This is a genomic window from Amycolatopsis marina, from assembly GCF_900111885.1.
GTDB lineage: Bacteria > Actinomycetota > Actinomycetes > Mycobacteriales > Pseudonocardiaceae > Amycolatopsis > Amycolatopsis marina.
Window position 1 is genome coordinate 112,910 of the sequence record NZ_FOKG01000014.1, and the last position, 17,400, is coordinate 130,309.

The window sequence follows — 17,400 nt, forward strand, 5'->3', positions numbered from 1 at the left end:
GCCGAGGTGCGCAAACATGCCCTCAGCCGCAAGGGAGTTCGGCTGGGGCGCAAGCTCGTCCGCGTTGTTCGCCGACCACACCAGGTGGTGTCCGTTGGTCCCATTGAGTGCGGTCACGGCTGTGACCAAGGTTATGCCGTGCCGCGCTGGACGCGGGTCAAGCCCTCCTGGGGTGGCTGGAGAGGAGAGACATGGCGGTCGTAACGATCGATATCGACACCGGGGGTACGTTCACCGACGGGTTCATCGTGCGGGACGGGGTCGCGCACACGATCAAGACGTTGACAACCCCGCATGACCTGGCCGCCTGTTTCCGCGAGGTCATCGAAGGCGCGGCCGGTGCGCTGGGGATGACCGTGCCGGACATGCTGCGCGACACCGTCACGGTGCGCTACGCGACAACCGTCGGCACCAACACCGTGGTGCAGCGACGGGGGCCGCGGATCGGTTTGCTCACCGACACCGATCCCGCCCAGTTCGGACCGGACAGCGGGATCGGCCTGTTCGTGGCGCCGGCCATGGTGGCCGAGGTACCGAAGGGCGGTGACGGGGACGCGAGGGCTCACGCCCTGCCCGCAATCCGCTCGTTGTTGCAGGACGGCGCTCGCGGACTGGTCGTGGCCTGTGCTGACGGCGCTGCCGTCACCGAGGAAGACCTCGCGGAAACCTTCGCCGAGCACTATCCACGGCACTGCCTGGACTCGGTGCCACTCCTGCGGGCCGGGGAGGTCGCACCTGATCCCGACCCGGACCGGCGTCGGGCGACCGCGCTGTTCAACGCCTACGTGCACCCCGACGTCGCCGACTACCTCTATCGTGCCGAGGACTACCTGCGCGATCAGGGTTACCACCGGCCGCTGCGCATCGTGCACAACGACGGTGGTGCCGCGCGGGTGGCGAGAACGATCGCGGGTAAGACCTACAACTCCGGGCCGATGGCCGGACTGCTCGGCGCCAGTGCGGTGGCACGGCACTACGGACTGCGGAACCTGGTCACCCTGGACATGGGTGGCACCAGCCTGGACGTCGGCATTCTGCGTTCCGGCGAGGTGCCGATGCGTCAGCACGGCAAGGTCGAGGACGTCGAGATCTCCTTCCCGCTGCCGGACCTGGTTCCGCTGGGGATCGGTGGCGGCTCCGTTGCCTGGCTGGACGGCCAGACGCTGCGGGTCGGACCGCGCAGTGCCGGAGCGAAGCCAGGACCGGCCTGCTTCGGATTCGGGGGAGTGGAGCCCACCGTCACCGATGCCGACGTGGTACTCGGTGTGCTCCGCCCCGAATCCTTCCTGGATGGAAACATGCGGATCAGCGAGGCGGCGGCGGCGCGCGCCTTCGAGCCACTTGCCGAAGCACTCGGCCTGAGCGTGGTGGAAACCGCCGAGCGGGTGCTCGCGACGGCGCATCGGGACGCGGGAACCCGTCTTGCGGCCGAACTGAAGGAACGCGACATCGACCCGGCCTCGGTTACCGCGCTGGGCTTCGGCGGAAACGGTGCCACGCACGGAGCCGCGATCGCCGAGGCGGCGGGAATCGGCGAGATGCTCGTCCTGCCCTTCGCGCCCGTCTTCTCCGCCTTCGGAGCGTCCACTGTGGATATCCGACATCGACATGCGGGCACGTCCGGTGAGACCACCGAGGAGGCCTTGACCGCACGGGCGCTGCGCGACATGCGCAGCGAAGGTGTTCCGGAAAAGGACGTCGAGCTCGAGGTGGAGCGATTCGAGCGCGATGGCGCCGAATGGGTTGCCGTAGAAGCGAGCTACGCACTGCCACATGTGGACCTCGCCGGACAGAGCATGCGCCCAGGTGTTTCCGGAGCGCCTGCGAGCACGACGAGCTCGGTCCGCTGGCCAGGCCACGGCGAGCTGAACACGGTCGTGCTGGACCGTGCCGCCCTCCGGCTGGATCGGCCGGTGGCCGGTCCAGCACTCGTGGAGTCGTCGGCGACCACCTGTTCGGTACCACCCGGTTGGACGGTGACGGTCGATGAGCAGGACACCCTTCGGTTGACGGTTTCGACAAGGAGTAGCTGATGAGCAGCCAACGCATTCGCGTCACGGAATATCTCGAACTCGATACCGCGACCGAGACCTGGCATTGCGAACGCTGCGGGCACGCCATCGGCTCGGGGCGCGAGGACTACAAGCGCGGGCTGCTGTTGCACGATCGGGATCCCCGCGAGATCCACCCAGCACGATTCGAGGGTGAGCACAGCTTCGCGCCCGACCCGACATGGTGCCGCATCGTGGAGTACTACTGCCCTGGCTGCGGCGTCCAGTTGGAGACCGAGTACCTGCCGCCGGGTCACCCGCTGACACACGACATCCAGATCGACCTCGACGCCCTGGTGGCCCGAGCGTCGGAGATCAGGGAAGGGCAGGCGCGCTGATGGAGATCAATGTCGATATCGGAGGGACGTTCACCGACTGCGTCGCCACCGCCGACGACGGCGGTGTTCGCACCGCGAAGGCCCTGACCACGCATCACGACCTCTCCATCGGTTTTCTGCGCGCGATCGCTGACATAGCGGCCGGAGCCGGAACGGAGGTGGACGAGCTGCTCGGTCGGACGACGGCGATCCGCTATGCGACCACTCTGGGCACCAATGCCCTGATCGAACGTGCAGGCCCGCGGCTCGGCCTGTTGACCACCCGCGGACATCAGGACACGGTTCCCGTCGGCCGTTGCAGGCAGTGGGCGGACGGCCTCCCGGCGAGCGCGACCCGGGATCTCTCGCGCGCACAGCGACCCGAGCCGCTGATCGAGCGGGAGCGGATCGCGGCGCTCACCGAGCGGGTCGACTCGGCCGGGCGAGTCCTCCTGCCCCTCGACCCCGACGAGATCCGCGACCGCGTTCTGGACCTGGTGGATCAGGGAGTACGCGGATTCGTGGTGTGCCTGCTGAACGCGCATGTCAATCCGGAACACGAGAGGCTCGTGCGAACGGTCATCGAGGAGGAGTACCCGAACGTCTATCTCGGACGGTTCCCGACCATCCTCTCGCACGAGGTCTCTCAGCGGGCAGGGGAGTATGCCCGGTCGATGACCGCCACGATCAATGCCTACCTGCACCGCTTCACCTCGGATCGGCTGTCCTCACTACGGGACGAACTGCGCGGGCGCGGCTATCGGGGCGAACTGTTGCTGGTGCACAACAGCGGTGGGATGGGCAGTCTCGCGGGGACCACGCCGATTCAGACCGTGCATGCCGGACCGGTGTCCGGACTGTACGGCTCGCGGCATCTGGCGCAGAGCCACGGTTTCGACAAGGTCGTCACCACGGACATGGGCGGGACCTCGTTCGACGTCGGTATCGTGGTGCGCGGGTCGGTCCGCTTCTACGATTTCAACCCGGTCATCGATCGCTGGCGTGTGCAGATCCCGATGATGGACATCTCCGCGATCGGCGCGGGCGGCGGTTCGATCGCCAAAGTTGATCCGATCACCGGCATCGCCGTCGGCCCGGAATCCGCGGGCTCGAACCCGGGACCGGCGTGCTACGGGCAGGGCGGCACCGAGCCTACGGTCACCGACGCGAATCTGGTGCTGGGCTACCTGGATCCGGACAACTACCACGGTGGCAAGCTGAAACTGGACCGTCGGCGTGCCGAGCGGGCGATCGAACGTCGCCTGGCCAAGCCGATGGGCATCTCGGTTCCCGAGGCCGCCCGCCAGATCCGCAGAGTCGTCGATGCGACGATGGGTGCGGAGATCTTCAAGGGAATCACCGTCAAGGGATATGACCCGCGAGAGTTCGCCGTGTTCTCCTTCGGCGGTGGTGGTCCGATGCATGCCTGCGGGTACGCCAAGGCGCTCGACGCGAGCAAGGTTGTCGTTCCACCGCACAGCTCGGTGTTCTCCGCCACGGGAGCGGCCGGCCTGGAGCGGCTGCACATCTATGAGCGTTCGGTGTGGCTGGTGCTGTTCAACCCCCTGGTGAAGCAGCTGTTCAGCGATTTCGACGCTTTCAACACCATTGTGGACGAATTCCACGCGAAGGCGGTATCGGACTTCGCCGGGCAGGGTTATGTTGCGGACGACATCGAGACCGTTGTCGAACTCGACATCCGTTCCACCGGACAGCTCTACGTCATCACCATCGCGAGTCCGGTGCGCAGGCTGGAGACCCAGGACGATCTTGCCGCGGTCATCAAGGCGTACTTCGCGGAGTACGGCGACCGCTTCGGTGATCTGGCGCTGACCAAGGAGATCGGCATCTCGATCGATGCCATTCGGCTGCGCGCCTGGGTTCCCAGGCCCGCACCGCGCCAGCTGGACCGGCCCGATTCCGGTCAGCCGGTCGGCGCGGCCTTCAAGGGAACGCGAGAGTGCTGGTGGGGCAACGCGGACGAACCTCAGACGACCGAAGTCTACGAGTACGCGGCGCTGAACCCGGGCCACCGGCTGACCGGTCCGGCGATCGTCGAGGCGGCGGACACGATCATCGTGATCGAGCCTGGCTGGTCCGGCGAGATGGACGGGCATGGCTTTTTCACGATGCGGCAGGAGGACAACTCATGAGCACGGACCAGTCGAGTACCGAGCAGTTCTTCGCCGACCTGCTGGAGAACCAGCCGGTGATGTACGGGCCGGACCCGGAGATCAACGCGGAGTACCGGTTGCGGCCGCGGACCGAGCGCGAGGAGCAGGCGCTCGCCGCGATCACCGATCCTACCGATCTGTCGGTGGGACTGAGCCGGATCGAAGCGGTGCTGCAGTCCTCGATCGAGATGATGCAGCAGATCAGCGCGTCCGCCGCGGCGAAGTGGGGCGACCTGATCATCGGCATCTACACGAAGGAAGGCGACTTCGCGGTCGCGACCTCGAGTGGCGTGAACATGTTCTCCGCCACCACCTCCTCGGTGCCGAAGTTCATCGCGCGCTACTGGGCCAACGAACCCACCGTGGGCATCGCCGAGGGCGATGTGTTCTACCACAACGACGCCAATTACGGCGGCACCCACAATCCCGACCACACGCTGCTGCTTCCGCTGTTCTGGCAGGGCGAACACGTGGCCTGGATCGGCGCCATCATCCACGAGGGAGAGAACGGCGCGGCGATCGACCCGGGCGGGTTCTCGGTACGCGCGACCACCAAGTACGGCGAAGGTATCCGCATCCCGCCGATGAAGATCGGCGAGAACTACATCGTGCGGCGCGATGTCGTGAACCTTTTCCAGAACCAGGTCCGCGACCCGATGTTGTGGCTGACCGATATCCGCTCCAAACTCGCGTCCGCCCGGACAGTGGAGCGGCGGCTGCATGATTTCATGACCGAGCGCTCGCCCGAGTTGCTCATCGCGAGCATGCGCTCGGTGCTGGAAACCACCGAAGCCGAGGTGCGGCGACGCATCGCGGCCTGGCCGGACGGCGTGTACCGGGCTGCGCACTTCTGTGACTGCACGCTGATGGAAGAGCGACTGTTCAAGCTCAACGTCGAGATGGAGAAACGAGGCGATCGGCTCACGTTCCGCACCAGCGGCAGCTCGCCGGCCATCGACCGTGCGCTCAACGCCCAGGCGCACTTCACCAGGGCGATGGTGGGCAACCTGTTCATGAACTTCCTGTACGGAGATCTGCCGCGCACCGCGGGATTCATCGCGGCGCTGGACTTCGAGCTCGAGCCCGGTTCGATCTTGACGGCCGATAACGAACAGCCGACCTCGCTGTCCCTGCTGACCATGTTCGCGCTGAACTCGGCGCTGCACCAGGTGGTGACCAAGGCGCTGTACGCGGTGCCGGGAACCGCCAAACCGATGGCGCCCTGGTACCCGCAGGTTCCGACCTTGCAGTACGGCGGGCTTACCCAGCATCTGCAGGTCAACGCGAACGTGTCGACCGAGATGAACGCGCAGGGGGGCGGCGCGCTGTCGGACCGGGATGGCGAGCCCGCCGCAGGTCCGATCTTCGCGCCGGTGTCGGACTGGGGCGAGATGGAGTTGCGCGAAGCGGAACTGCCGTTGCTGGGGTTGTGGCGACGGATTCCGGCCGACAACCACGGGTTCGGCAGGTTCCGTGGTGGGCCGTCGATCGAATGGGCCTACATGCTCTACGGGAGCCAGATGTTCGGCTTCGGTCTGACCAGCATGGGCGGGCGTTTTCCCGCCAACGGGGGGATGTTCGGCGGTTACGGCGGCTCGTGTACACCGCTGACCAAGATCAGGCCCACCGGTGGTGTGGACGCGGTGCGGCAGTGGCTTGCCGATGGCGGCAAGGGACTGACCTTCGAGGCGTCCAGCATGGTGCGCGACCAGCCGATCCCTGGTGAGTACGTGGTGACGAACCCGATGGAGCCCGCTGATCCCCGAGTGGAGGGCGACATCTGGATCCAGCGGGTTGGCGGCGGTGGTGGCTACGGCGATCCGTTGGAGCGTGACCCCGAGGCGGCCATGCTGGACCTGCGACGCGGACTGATCAGTCCCGAGGTGGCGAGGCAGGTCTACCGGCTGGTCTGGGACGCCGAACGCATGGAGGTGGATGTCGAGGCGACCGAGGCCGCGCGGGCCGAGGAGCGCAAGGCACGGTTGACGCGTGGTCGCGGCTACGACGAGTTCGTCACATCGTGGCGGGCCGACACACCCCCGGAACACCTGGGCTACCTCGGTTCCTGGGACTGGGACGGCGCGGGCTCGGGCGAGGAATAAAGGATGCTCTTCGTCCCGGTTCTGCAGGAGGTCGCGGCCCGGATGGCCGGTGCCCCACCGCAGGTTCGCGTCGATCCTGTCCAGCAGGCCTACCGGCTGCGCGACGCGGTGGAGCTGGTACGGCCGGACTGGGTGGTGACGCATCACGATCCCCTTGCTGAGGTCGAGGCGGTGCGGGCGGCCGGTACACACATCGACCTGGTCGATGTCGAACTGGCCGCCCAACCACCACTTCGTGATCTGGTCGAGCTGACGAGAGTCCTGACCGCGCTCTACCCGCAGCGCCCGGTCGCGGCGTCGATTACCGGGCCTGCGGGCTTGAGCGCGGCAATGGCGGCGGGTGACGACGCTGTCCCGCTCGATCTGCTGGACTGCGGCGACGTGCTGGCCGAACTGGTGTCCGCGTACGTGTCCTCCGGTGCCCGCAAGCTGTTGGTGTGGGAGCCGGAGGTGCCGCCCGAACTGGTCTCCGAGGTGAGGAGCGCACACAGCCCGATTGTGCGGAGGCTGGAGTTGCTCGGTGTCCCCGCCGTGTTGTGTGGCGCCGCGACCATCAGTTCGGACGGGTATTGGGCGCACGCGACGGGGGAAGGGGGGCACCGAGCCATGCTGGTACCTGCCGACCGGTTTTCGCGGGGGGCGACGGACTGTTTCGCCGAGCTGTGGCGTAGCTGGAACGCCTCGGCCGCGGAGCATGTCGCCGATCCGATTACGCTGCTCATCACCGATGAGCCGGTACCCGCGGAGTGCGACATGAACCTGTTGCGGGCCGCGGGTACACGCGAGTTCCACGGTTAGTGTGGAGTCAACCCGGTAGTATCGGGTCGCGCTCCGTGTAGGGCATTTTCTCGGGAAAGTGCCCTACACGGACGGCGTGGGTGGACCTGGCAACGCTACTCGTACGCGCGTTCCACCCGCGAGCAATGTCGACAAGTGGTCACCCCGGCCCGGTCAGCGGCATCCGCCGATCACCCCGACAGCGCACCCTCACCCGCCGCCCGTCGCACTTTCCCGGGAAAGTGCGACTGCGGTGCACGGACACCCCCTCGCCGAGGCCGCTCAGCGGGCGATGCCGCCAGATGGATCAGTATGATCCCTGTGAAATGGGCTGGTGGTGAGATGTGAAGGTGTCCGGCGTGGCCGTGGAGCGGTTTCCGGTGGACTCCCTGCCGACTGAGGCGACGACCTATGTCGGGCGCAGCGCGGAGATCCACGGGGCCAGGCAGATGCTGGGGACGGCCTCGCTCGTCACTCTGACGGGGCCGGGCGGTGTCGGCAAGACCAGGCTTGCCCTGCGGGTGGCCGCGGCCGCGAGGGCCGCCTTCCAGGACGACGTGGTGTTCGTCGGGCTCGCCGACCTGCACAAGCCCGAACTGCTGGTCAACACGGTCGCCGAGCGGCTGGGCCTGGGTGACCGGTCGAACCGGCCGCAGATCGATCTCCTCGTGGACCAGCTTCGCGCCCGGCGGCTGTTGCTCGTGCTGGACAACTGCGAGCATCTGGTCGAGGCGTGCGCGCGGCTCGTCGAAGCATTGCTGGCGTCGTGCCCGCACCTGGTGGTGCTGGCCACCAGTCGACAGTCGCTCGCGGTGGCGGGCGAACAGGTCCTGCCGGTGCGCCCGCTGGCGGTGCCCGAATCCGCCGACGCACCGGACGGCTTCGAGCAGTACGACGCCGTGCGGTTGTTCGTGGATCGCGCGAAGGCGGTGGTCCCGTCCTTCGCCGTCACTGACGAGAACATCGGCGACGTGGCGCGTCTGTGCCGTGCGCTGGACGGACTGCCGCTGGCCATCGAGCTGGCAGCGGTGAGACTGCGGTCGCTGTCGGTCCGGCAGATCGCCGACCGGTTGGACACCCGGTTCACCCTGCTCACCGGCGGTCGTCGATGGAGTCCGGGCAGACACGCGACGTTGCAGGCGTTGATCGACTGGAGTCACGAGTTGTGCACCGAGCAGGAGCGGCTGCTGTGGGCCCGCACCTCGGTGTTCTCCGGCAGCTTCGACCTCGATGCCGCGGAGGAGGTCTGCTCCGGCGACGGACTGGACCGGACGGTGGTGCTCGACGTGATCGACGGGTTGATCGACAAGTCGATTCTGCTGCGCGAGGAACACGAGGATGTCGCGCGTTACCGGTTGCTGGAGACGGTCCGGCAGTACGGTGAGGACCGGCTGAGTGTGGCGGGCGACCTGACCGGCCGGGCCCGGCGCCATCGCGACTGGTACTTGCGGCTGACCACGAGGGCAGCGGCGGAGTGGATCGGGCCGGATCAGGTCGAGTGGGTGCACCGCATCCGGCGCGAGTACGCCAACCTGCGTAAGGCACTGGATTTCTGTGCGAGTGCTCCCGAGGAGGCGACCGCGGGCCTGACCATGGTCCACGCCATCAAGGAGTACCTGCTCATCCGCGGGCTCAACACCGAGGGCAGGGTCTGGCTCGGCAGGCTCCTCGACATCGCACCCGTCGACGCGGGGAACCGGTCCACCGCCCTGTCGACCTATGCGTTCCTCGCGCTGATCCAGGGTGACATGCCCGCCTTCGAGACCACACTGGCGAGCGCCGCCGAGGTGGCCGAGGAGACCGGTGACGAACTGGCGGGCGCCTATGCCGACCACGTGCTTGCCTACGCGGCGCTGATCGGTGACAACAGCGAACGGGCCGCTGAGCTGTTCCACGCGGCGGCCGGTCAGTTCCGCAGGCACCAGGATCTCGGCGGCGAACTGTGGTCGACGTTCAACTACGGCCTTGCCGTCAGTTTGTCCGGTGATCTGGACCGAGGTCGCGAGGTGCTCCGGGACTGTGTCCAGAACTATGTCGCCCGCGGTGAGGTGTTCTGGCGGTCGTGGGCGCTGTGGTCGGAAAGCGCGGCCGAGTATCTGCGTGGTGATCTCGAGCGGGCCACGAACGCGGGGCTGCAGTTGCTGCGGCTGCAGCGCCGCATCGACGACCGCGTGGTCATCGCCTTCTCACTGACGGTCATGGCCGGGTGTGAGACCCACGCGGGCCGGTGGCGCAGGGCGGCGAGGCTGTTCGGCGCGGCCACCGCCACCTGGCAGTCGGTCGGTACCGCACCGACCAACTACGCCGCTTTCGTGGAACCGATGCAACGGGACATCGCACTGGTGACCGAGGGGTTGGGAGCAGCGGAAGCCACCGCCGAGTTCGGCGCCGGGACCACGATGTCCGTCCGTGACGCCGTGTTGTACGCCCTCGGCGAGGAGCAGTCGGTCGCCGACCGCGCTACGGATGATCCTCGTATGGTGCTGACCAGGCGTGAGACCGAGATCGCCGAGCTCGTGGCGAGCGGTATGACCAACCGGGAGATCGCGGACCGGCTGGTGATCGCCCGCCGTACGGCGGAAACGCACATCGATCACATCCTGACCAAGCTGGACTTCGCCAACCGGGCCCAGATCGCGGCGTGGTTCGTGGCGTCCCGCCGTGGTTGACCGGGCGCGGACGAGAGCGGGATACGTACGGGGAATACGTAGTCCTCACGATGCTGTGCCGCATGCCGCCGCGAGATCGTTTCCGGATGGACCTCGGGCGGCGAAAGGACTTCCATGACGGTCACTGTTGAACGTCCCGTATCGACAACCGGCGGACGGCCGATCGCGTCGCACGAGCTGGCCGAGTGGTTTCGTCCACACACCGAGCTGCTGGCCAAGGCCGTCATCTACGAGATCCAGTACGCGATTCCCGAGTACACCCGACCTCTGGACGGCGCGTTCGGCGCGTGCGTGCGGCAGGGCGTGGAACAGGCGGTCCGGTACGCCGCGTCGCGGGCCGGTGGGCACGACGGCTTGCCAGAGCAGTGCGCCGACATGTTCCGGGAACTGGGCAAGATCGAGCTGCGGCAGGGCCGCAGCCTGGACCGGCTGCAGGCCGCGTACCGAATCGGCGGGCGGGTGGCGTGGCGTCACCTCGCGGAGTTCGGGCAGTCGCACGGTGTGCCCCCGGGCATCATGTGCGCGTGGGCGGATGCGATTTTCGCCTTTGTCGGCTCGATGTCCGCGTACTCCATCGAGGGCTACCGAGCTGCTCGCGCGAGCGCGGCGGAATCGCTGTCCCGGTGCAGACGCCGCCTGCTCGAGCAGATCCTCGCCGATCCTCCTGCCTCTCCCCACCGCCTGCGTGAGCTGGCCACCGCTGCCCGGTGGCCGCTGCCGGACTGGGTCACCGTGGTCGCGCTGGAGCCCGGCACCGAGCTGCCGGAGATCCCGGCCCGGGAGGGCATGCTGGCTGCCCTCGATGGACCGCAGCCCTGTCTGGTCCTCGCCGTTCCCGACGGCAGCACCGGGCGCGTCGAGAACGAGTTCCCCGGCGGGCGCGCCGCGGTCAGCCCCAAGGTTCGGCTCTGCGACGCGGCCAGCTCACTGCGCTGGGCGCGACGCACGATGACCCTGCTGCGCCATGGGGCCATCCCCAGCGCGCCGGTGGTGCACTGTGTCGACCACCTCAGCACGCTGTTCCTGCTGACCGACCGATTCCTGCTGACCCAGATCGGCAACCGGAGTCTCGCGCCCTTGGCCGGTCTCACCGCGAAGCGGCGAGCACGACTGGGTGAGACTCTGCTCGCCTGGCTCCAGTCCCGAAGCAGCGCGCCCGAACTGGCCGACCAGCTCGGCGTGCATCCACAGACAGTCCGGTATCGCATGCGCCAACTGGAGGGGCTCTTCGGCGACCGGCTCGACGACCCGAACGAACGACTCAACCTGGAAGTCACCCTGCGGGCGGAGCAACTCGCCGCGATCGGCGCGGTGTTCGACTGACGGCGGGGCCGCCCCTCGATGCCACCTCAGGTGCAGGCAGGCACGTGTGCTCGTTCGCCCTGCGGTCCGAACAGGACGAGTGTTTCGACGGCGTGGGTGTCGGCTGATCCGAGCCAGTGCGGCAGCTCGGTGTCGAACTCGGCGGCCTCTCCAGGGGAAAGGATCAGGTCACGGTCGCCGACGACCAGTCGGAGTCGCCCATTGAGGACATACACCCATTCGTAGCCGCCGTGCGTCTGCGGTGTTGGTTCCGCCGGAGCCGGGCGGCTCGGGATGAGCATCTTGAATGCCTGTACTCCGCCCGCGCGACGGGTGAGTGGGATGAACGTCATGCCGTGCCGGTGGATCGGTTGCAGGTGGACCCGTGGGTCGCCCGTCCGAGGGGCGCCGACGAGGTCGTCGAGGGGTACCCCGTACACGCGGGCCAGCGGCAGCAGCAGCTCCAGTGTGGGCCGCCGTCCACCGCTTTCCAGCCGGGACAAGGTGCTCTCCGACGTCCGGGTCGCGGCCGACAGGTCGGCCAGGGTCAATCCGCGTTGTTTGCGCAGGGCGCGCAACCGGGGACCGACCGCCTCCAGCACCAGGTCCATCTCGTCCGCCACAACCCCCGATCTTGCCATATCGGCAACTTCTCGTGCGGTTCGCGGGGATTCGGCGCGAGAGTGGATCTCAGCCGAGCTGGTGAGGAGATGATGAACATCCAAGATCGAGCCGCCCGCTTCTGGGACGAGCACTACAGCCGACGTGCCTGCGAGTCGCTGGTCGCGAAGGTGAACCCGAGACTGGCCGAGATCGCCGGCCCCCTGCCCCCTGGCACCGCACTCGACCTCGGTTGCGGAACGGGAGGAGACGCCCTCTGGCTGGCGGACCGGGGCTGGGAGGTGACCGCGGTCGACATCGCCGCGTCCGCCGTGCACTCCCTGCGGCAGCAGGCCAGCAGTACCGGCAAGTCCGTCACCGCGCTCCGCGCCGATCTCGCCGAGGTCTTCCCCTCGGGCACCTTCGACCTGGTGTCCGCGCAGTACTTCCACACGCCGTTCGCCCTGGACCGCGCCGATGTGCTGCGGACGGCCGCGAAGTCGGTGAAGCCGGACGGCAGGCTGGCCGTCGTGGACCACGGTTCCACCGCGCCGTGGTCCTGGAACCAGGATCCCGGCCTCCGGTATCCCACACCACGCGAAGTGGCCACCGAACTGGCCCTCGACCCCGAGGAATGGTCCATCGAACGTGCGGACACCCCGCGTCGGGTGGCCACCGGCCCGGCGGGTCGCACCGCGACCGTCGTCGACCACGTACTGGTCATCCGGCGAGTGGGAATGGCTCCGGAGGCAGGGCGATGAGCGCGAGGCGGGCACGCGACGCAGGACCTCCGTCGACGGGCCCCGGTGAGCGGGACGTGCTGGTCGGCTTCCTCGACTACCTGCGCGCCTCCGTCGCGGGAAAGGCCGAGGGCGTGCCGGGAAACCAGGCCCGTGCTCCCGTTGTGCCATCGGGCACGAATCTGCTCGGGCTGGTCAGGCATCTCACGTACGTCGAACGGCACTGGCTGCTCGGCCACGAGGTGGCCGACTGGAAAGCCACGTTCCACGTCGCCCCGGACGACGCGGCCGAGACGATTCTCGCCGCCTACCGGGAGACCAACGCCGAAGCGAACGAGGAGATCGCGTCCTGGGACAGCCTCACCGAAGCAGGCCCCCGCCCCGTCAAGCACCGTCGCGCGGCGCCGTCCAGACGTTGGACACTAGCCCATCTGATCGAGGAAACCGCCCGGCACGCGGGACACGCCGATATCCTGCGCGAACTCATCGACGGGTCCACCGGACGCTGACCCTGGCCGTCACTTTCCTGCATGCGAGGGGCCCGTCTCTTGCTCGCCGTCGTGCAGGAGCAGATCGACGAACGTCTCCATCGCCTCGTTCGCGGCAGCCGTCTCGCCGGTGATCAGGACGTCGTGGAGCAATCCGCGCGCGACCCGACGGATCACGCGCCGGTGTGTGCGCCGGGGCGCACGATCATGAGAACGACAACGGCCGCCCACAGCAGGTTGTAGAAGCCGGCGTACATGGAGAGGGTGCGTAGCCCCCTCTCGGTGGCGGATCGCATGAGCGCATCGCGTTGCCGCGGGTAGATCTGCAGCGCCAGCAGGAGACCCGCGGCAGCGGTGAGCACCATGGAGACGATGATCCAGATCTCGCCCATGCGGCCCTGCAGGGAGGCCAGCACCATACCCACGACGGGGACGATGATGGCGACAACGCTGTAGCCGCGGGTGATGCGGTGCAGCGCGAGGGCCACGGCCAAGCTGCGCTCCCCGGAGGTCGTCTGCGAGGCGCCGGGTTGCGCCGGTTCCGTGGCCGGAACGGGAGCGGCGACCGGCGCGTAGCGAGGAAACAGGCTTGCCGCGACGGCCGATCCCCCGACGAAAACGATGGCGGCCAGCACGTGTACCGACAACAACACATCTTCCATGGCTTCTCCGCTCCCAAGACACCTTCAGGTTGCCTGAAGCCTAGCGCAATGCTTCAGGCGGATTGAAGGTGCTCCGGTGTCGGGAAGACCGGCAACCGCGCCGACGGGGGTCAGTTCGCCGCGGATTCGCCTTCGAACGCAGCACGGACCGCGGCACCCACCTGCCGCTGGATCGGGTCGGCATCCGGGCCGAACATCCGGTCGTCGACCTGCGCCACGGCGGCCCTTGCCGCATCCAGCAGCTGGGCGCCCTCAGGGGTCACCGCGATGGTGGATGCGGAGCCGGGGCGGGCGGTGTTGTCGCGGACGAGTCCTGCGGCCGCGAGTGCTTTCACCGCCGCGTGCACACTTTGCACGGTGGTGCCGGACATCCGGGCGAGTTCGCTGAACGACACCCCGGGCAAGCCGGAGATATGGCCGAGCAGCCCGAGTTTGCTGACCGTGAGATCGAGCGGCGCGAGAGTGGTGTTGAGCTCGCTCTCGATCCGGCGCGCCAATGTCAGGACGACAATGGAGGTGCTGGTCACCGGGGGAGTGGAGCTGTCCTTCTCGTCGGTCATCCGTTCAGTGTCTCCTACCGTGCTCCGTGTCGTGCCGATCGCCGATCCGCGGTGAACGAGGTGATCGCGGAGTTGTCGCCGAGCAGCACGGTTTGCTGTCGTTGTGCGGCCTTCCGGTGACAAACCCCCCGCCGTGCACGAGGATCTTCGTTGGCGGGGGATTTCGGCCGGGTCCGGCTGGGCCGGCGTGCGCGAAGGAGTTCACTGTGGAGCAGAACCCGCTCGTCGAGGTCGGCCTGCCGGTCGCGCTGTTCCTCATCATGATCGGCATTGGCCTGACGCTCACGTCGAAGGACTTCGCCAGGGAGGCCAGGGACCCGCGTGGGGTCATCGTCGGGACGCTCGGGCAGATCGTGCTGATGCCCGCTCTGGCGTTCCTGATCGCCTACCTGTTGTCCTTGCCTGCCGCGATCGCCGTCGGTCTCGTGATCATCGCCGCGTGCCCTGGCGGTACGACGTCAAACCTCATCGCGTACCTGGCCAGGGGCAACGTCGCGCTGTCGATCGTGCTGACGGTGCTGGCCAGCCTGATCACCATTGTGACCCTGCCGATCGCGGCGAATCTCGCGCTGCGGTGGCAGCCCGCGGCCTCGGACGTCGCGATCGAGGTGCCTGTTCTGCGAACCATCGCCCTGCTGGTCGTCATCGTGCTGGTCCCGGTCGCGATAGGCATGGCGCTTCGCGCCAGGTGGCCCGAGCGTGCCGCCGCGCTCGAGCGGGCGGTGTCACTCTTCGGCGGGGTGGTCCTGGCGGTCCTCATCGTGGCGATCGCGATCTCGCTGGGTGCCGACATCTGGACCTATCTCCGGCAGGCGGGCATCGCCGCCTTGCTGCTCAACCTCGGTGGGCTGGCCGTCGGCTACGGCATCATGCGACTCGCCCGTCTTTCCTTCGAGAGTCGACTCGCGGGCGCGATCGAGCTGGGCATCAAGAACGCCACACTCGGCATTCTCATTGCCGTCAACGTGATCGGATCCGAGGCCCTGGCGGTGCCCGCGGCCGTCTACGGCGTGCTGATGTACGTCTCCGCGGTCGGCGTCGTGGCCTACGGCCGCCGCAGGGGCCGGCAGGCCTCCGCGGTCGGCGACACGGTTCCCAAGCCGTTGTAGGTGCCGCGTCCCTCGGGGGACGCCTGGGTCAAGTGGACCAATACACCTTGTGTATACTCTCAAGGTATAGTGATCATGAGAGGCGTCATCCGGGAAGGGGATCGCTGAAAGTCGGGGACAGGAGCCGGTGCGTGGCGGAGTTCGCCGTGCGCTCGGTGTGAAACAGCGCCGCAAATTCTGCCGGCGCTTGTTCCAGCATTTCATGGCCGACAACGTTGTCGATGTTCTCCGTCCTGCTCTTTCCTTTTCGTGCGCCTTTGGTGTGCCATTTTCAGCCAGGGTTTCGGAGTTCATATCTATGTCGTACGAGTTACGGTTGGCGCAGGCGAGATCCGGCCGAGCCGCGACATGTCTCAGGTGGACAGGGTTTGCCGGCCTGTTGCTCCTCGTGGTGATGGTATTTGTTGCCGCCGGAACCGCTGGCAGGGCGAACTCCGGAACAGTATTCGACTGGCTTGGCGGTCTGCCTTTCGTCACGCTCACTGTCGCAGTGGCGGGTATGGGATTGTTCATCCTGGCGTGGTTGTTTCTCGGCCGGTTGACCTGGCCGGACGGTCGGCACACGGTCACCGGTAGATGGTTGCGGCGGACGCTGGCGCTGTGGAGCGCACCGTTGATGTTCGTGCCGCCCCTGTTCAGCGGGGACGTGCACAGCTACCTGGCCCAGGGAGCGATCGCCGCGCGCGGTGGTGACCCATATGCGGTGGGACCGGCCACCGGCCTCGGGGTCGACGCGGAGCTGACCCGCAATGTCAGCTCCTACTGGGTGGACACACCGTCGCCCTATGGCCCGCTGTTCTCGGCTGTCGAACGCACGATCGCCCAGATTTCCGCCGAGAACGTATTCACCGGGATCGCGCTGCACCGGGTACTCGAGGTCGCCGGCCTGGTCGCGATCGTGTGGGCCGTACCGCGGCTCGCTCGGAGAGCGGGAGTGCCTGCCGCACCCGCCCTGTGGCTCGGCGTGCTGAACCCCCTGGTGCTGTGGCATCTGGTTGCCGGAATCCACAACGATTCGCTGATGCTCGGGCTGATGCTGGTCGGCGTGGAGCTGGCGCTGGCCGCTTTGAGCGGTGCCCGCATTGCCTGGTTGCCACTGTGCTCGGGCGTGGGCGTCATCGCGCTCGCCGCCAACGTCAAGCTCGTCGCGGTCATCGCGCTGGCGACAGTCGGCGCCGAACTGGCCCGCCGGTGGGGTGCGGGCCTCAAACATCTGCTCGTCTCCGCGGCGGCCATGACCGCCGCTCTGGCCCTGGTCACCATTGTCGTTTCGGCAGGCGCAGGGCTGGGATTCGGCTGGGTGCGCACTGTCAGTACCTCGACCCAGGTCAACAGTTGGCTCGCGCCGACCAACTGGGCGGGCTTCCTGGTGGGTGGTATCGGGTCGTGGTTCGATGTGGACATAACGCAGTCGGCCATCAGCGTCGGCAGACTGGTGGGCGCGGTTCTTGCCGTAGTTGCGATCGCGGTGCTGATCTGGCGGCAGCTCCGCGGCAGGACGGGGGCCCTGCAGACGCTGGCGTTGGTGTCACTGGCGATCATCGTGTTCGGCCCCGTGGTCCAGCCCTGGTACGTCCTGTGGGCTTCGGTGCCGTTTGCCGTCTGCCTCGGCCGCGGAAGGGCACGAGGGATGGTCACCGGTGCGACCGCGGTCCTGGCCCTTGCGCTGCCGCCGATGGGTGGCGACTTCGGCGGCCGCATCGGTGACCTCGTACTCGCATACGTCGTCGCGTCCGTTGTCGTGGCTGGCGCGGCGTACGTGCTCCAGCGGCGGTTGTTCCCGGCTCGGACCGTCTTGGCAACCGAAGCCGAACCGAAGAGCGCCAGGGAACTGACGCCCTCGGTCTGA

Annotated in this window: 15 protein-coding genes; 11 read left to right on the forward strand and 4 right to left on the reverse strand. The window is 67.6% G+C overall.

Annotation, left to right across the window (positions count from 1 at the left end; all coding sequences use genetic code 11):
* Positions 1-191 precede the first annotated feature (191 nt).
* The 7 genes from BM199_RS22255 (at position 192) to BM199_RS22285 (ending at position 11,413) form a co-directional block, all read left to right on the forward strand.
* Positions 192-2,033: a hydantoinase/oxoprolinase family protein gene (locus BM199_RS22255; protein ID WP_091675245.1), complete on the forward strand. Its 1,842-nt coding sequence runs from the start codon at positions 192-194 to the stop codon at positions 2,031-2,033.
* The gene (locus BM199_RS22260) at positions 2,033-2,389 is read left to right on the forward strand and encodes an acetone carboxylase subunit gamma (protein WP_091675330.1); all 357 of its coding nucleotides are present in this window, start codon (positions 2,033-2,035) and stop codon (positions 2,387-2,389) included. Before BM199_RS22255 ends, BM199_RS22260 begins: the two co-directional genes overlap by 1 nt.
* Positions 2,389-4,521, forward strand: a complete 2,133-nt coding sequence (locus BM199_RS22265) for a hydantoinase/oxoprolinase family protein (RefSeq protein WP_218160401.1) — start codon at positions 2,389-2,391, stop codon at positions 4,519-4,521. Before BM199_RS22260 ends, BM199_RS22265 begins: the two co-directional genes overlap by 1 nt.
* Complete coding sequence (locus tag BM199_RS22270; protein ID WP_091675246.1) at positions 4,518-6,644, forward strand: hydantoinase B/oxoprolinase family protein; 2,127 nt, start codon at positions 4,518-4,520, stop codon at positions 6,642-6,644. The genes BM199_RS22265 and BM199_RS22270 overlap by 4 nt, the downstream gene beginning before the upstream one ends.
* Before the next feature lie 3 nt (positions 6,645-6,647).
* Positions 6,648-7,442 carry a hypothetical protein gene (locus tag BM199_RS22275; RefSeq protein WP_091675247.1) on the forward strand — a complete coding sequence of 265 codons (795 nt, stop codon included), beginning with the start codon at positions 6,648-6,650 and terminating at the stop codon, positions 7,440-7,442.
* Between the two features lie 338 nt (positions 7,443-7,780).
* On the forward strand, positions 7,781-10,090 hold the full coding sequence (locus BM199_RS22280; protein ID WP_342741725.1) for an ATP-binding protein: 2,310 nt from the start codon (positions 7,781-7,783) through the stop codon (positions 10,088-10,090).
* A 114-nt stretch (positions 10,091-10,204) separates the two neighbouring features.
* Positions 10,205-11,413: a PucR-like N-terminal domain-containing protein gene (locus BM199_RS22285; protein ID WP_091675248.1), complete on the forward strand. Its 1,209-nt coding sequence runs from the start codon at positions 10,205-10,207 to the stop codon at positions 11,411-11,413.
* Between the two features lie 26 nt (positions 11,414-11,439).
* Here the strand turns inward: BM199_RS22285 and BM199_RS22290 are convergent, their stop codons facing one another.
* Positions 11,440-12,033, reverse strand: coding sequence for a helix-turn-helix domain-containing protein (locus tag BM199_RS22290; RefSeq protein WP_091675249.1), 594 nt, complete (start codon positions 12,031-12,033; stop codon positions 11,440-11,442).
* Between the two features lie 72 nt (positions 12,034-12,105).
* On the opposite strand from BM199_RS22290, the gene BM199_RS22295 reads away from it, so the two are divergent.
* Together BM199_RS22295 and BM199_RS22300 are read left to right on the forward strand one after the other, a co-directional pair.
* Positions 12,106-12,753, forward strand: coding sequence for a class I SAM-dependent methyltransferase (locus BM199_RS22295; RefSeq protein WP_091675333.1), 648 nt, complete (start codon positions 12,106-12,108; stop codon positions 12,751-12,753).
* Entirely contained in the window at positions 12,750-13,241 is a 492-nt protein-coding gene (locus tag BM199_RS22300; protein ID WP_091675250.1) for a DinB family protein, read from the forward strand. Before BM199_RS22295 ends, BM199_RS22300 begins: the two co-directional genes overlap by 4 nt.
* A 9-nt stretch (positions 13,242-13,250) precedes the next feature.
* Here the strand turns inward: BM199_RS22300 and BM199_RS33955 are convergent, their stop codons facing one another.
* The 3 genes from BM199_RS33955 to BM199_RS22310 form a co-directional block, all read right to left on the reverse strand.
* Positions 13,251-13,397, reverse strand: a complete 147-nt coding sequence (locus tag BM199_RS33955; protein ID WP_177242739.1) for a hypothetical protein — start codon at positions 13,395-13,397, stop codon at positions 13,251-13,253.
* A complete protein-coding gene (locus BM199_RS22305) occupies positions 13,394-13,882 on the reverse strand; it encodes a hypothetical protein (RefSeq protein WP_091675251.1) in 489 nt (162 codons plus the stop codon). Before BM199_RS22305 ends, BM199_RS33955 begins: the two co-directional genes overlap by 4 nt.
* Before the next feature lie 110 nt (positions 13,883-13,992).
* Positions 13,993-14,442, reverse strand: a complete 450-nt coding sequence (locus tag BM199_RS22310; protein ID WP_091675252.1) for a MarR family winged helix-turn-helix transcriptional regulator — start codon at positions 14,440-14,442, stop codon at positions 13,993-13,995.
* A gap of 206 nt (positions 14,443-14,648) precedes the next feature.
* Between BM199_RS22310 and BM199_RS22315 the strand changes: the two genes are divergently transcribed.
* Both BM199_RS22315 and mptB read left to right on the forward strand, forming a co-directional pair.
* Complete coding sequence (locus tag BM199_RS22315; protein WP_091675253.1) at positions 14,649-15,551, forward strand: bile acid:sodium symporter family protein; 903 nt, start codon at positions 14,649-14,651, stop codon at positions 15,549-15,551.
* 298 nt (positions 15,552-15,849) lie between these two features.
* On the forward strand, positions 15,850-17,400 hold the full coding sequence (gene mptB / locus BM199_RS22320; RefSeq protein WP_177242740.1) for a polyprenol phosphomannose-dependent alpha 1,6 mannosyltransferase MptB: 1,551 nt from the start codon (positions 15,850-15,852) through the stop codon (positions 17,398-17,400).

Bases quoted from the DNA above. Each gene is read 5' to 3' on its own strand.
- BM199_RS22310 (WP_091675252.1), bottom strand. From the start codon at position 14,442: ATGACCGACGAGAAGGACAGCTCCACTCCCCCGGTGACCAGCACCTCC.
- BM199_RS22255 (WP_091675245.1), top strand. From the start codon at position 192: ATGGCGGTCGTAACGATCGATATCGACACCGGGGGTACGTTCACCGAC.
- mptB (WP_177242740.1), top strand. From the start codon at position 15,850: ATGTCGTACGAGTTACGGTTGGCGCAGGCGAGATCCGGCCGAGCCGCG.
- BM199_RS22260 (WP_091675330.1), top strand. From the start codon at position 2,033: ATGAGCAGCCAACGCATTCGCGTCACGGAATATCTCGAACTCGATACC.
- BM199_RS22270 (WP_091675246.1), top strand. From the start codon at position 4,518: ATGAGCACGGACCAGTCGAGTACCGAGCAGTTCTTCGCCGACCTGCTG.
- BM199_RS22300 (WP_091675250.1), top strand. From the start codon at position 12,750: ATGAGCGCGAGGCGGGCACGCGACGCAGGACCTCCGTCGACGGGCCCC.
- BM199_RS22290 (WP_091675249.1), bottom strand. From the start codon at position 12,033: ATGGCAAGATCGGGGGTTGTGGCGGACGAGATGGACCTGGTGCTGGAG.
- BM199_RS22295 (WP_091675333.1), top strand. From the start codon at position 12,106: ATGAACATCCAAGATCGAGCCGCCCGCTTCTGGGACGAGCACTACAGC.
- BM199_RS22285 (WP_091675248.1), top strand. From the start codon at position 10,205: ATGACGGTCACTGTTGAACGTCCCGTATCGACAACCGGCGGACGGCCG.
- BM199_RS22265 (WP_218160401.1), top strand. From the start codon at position 2,389: ATGGAGATCAATGTCGATATCGGAGGGACGTTCACCGACTGCGTCGCC.
- BM199_RS22275 (WP_091675247.1), top strand. From the start codon at position 6,648: ATGCTCTTCGTCCCGGTTCTGCAGGAGGTCGCGGCCCGGATGGCCGGT.
- BM199_RS22305 (WP_091675251.1), bottom strand. From the start codon at position 13,882: ATGGAAGATGTGTTGTTGTCGGTACACGTGCTGGCCGCCATCGTTTTC.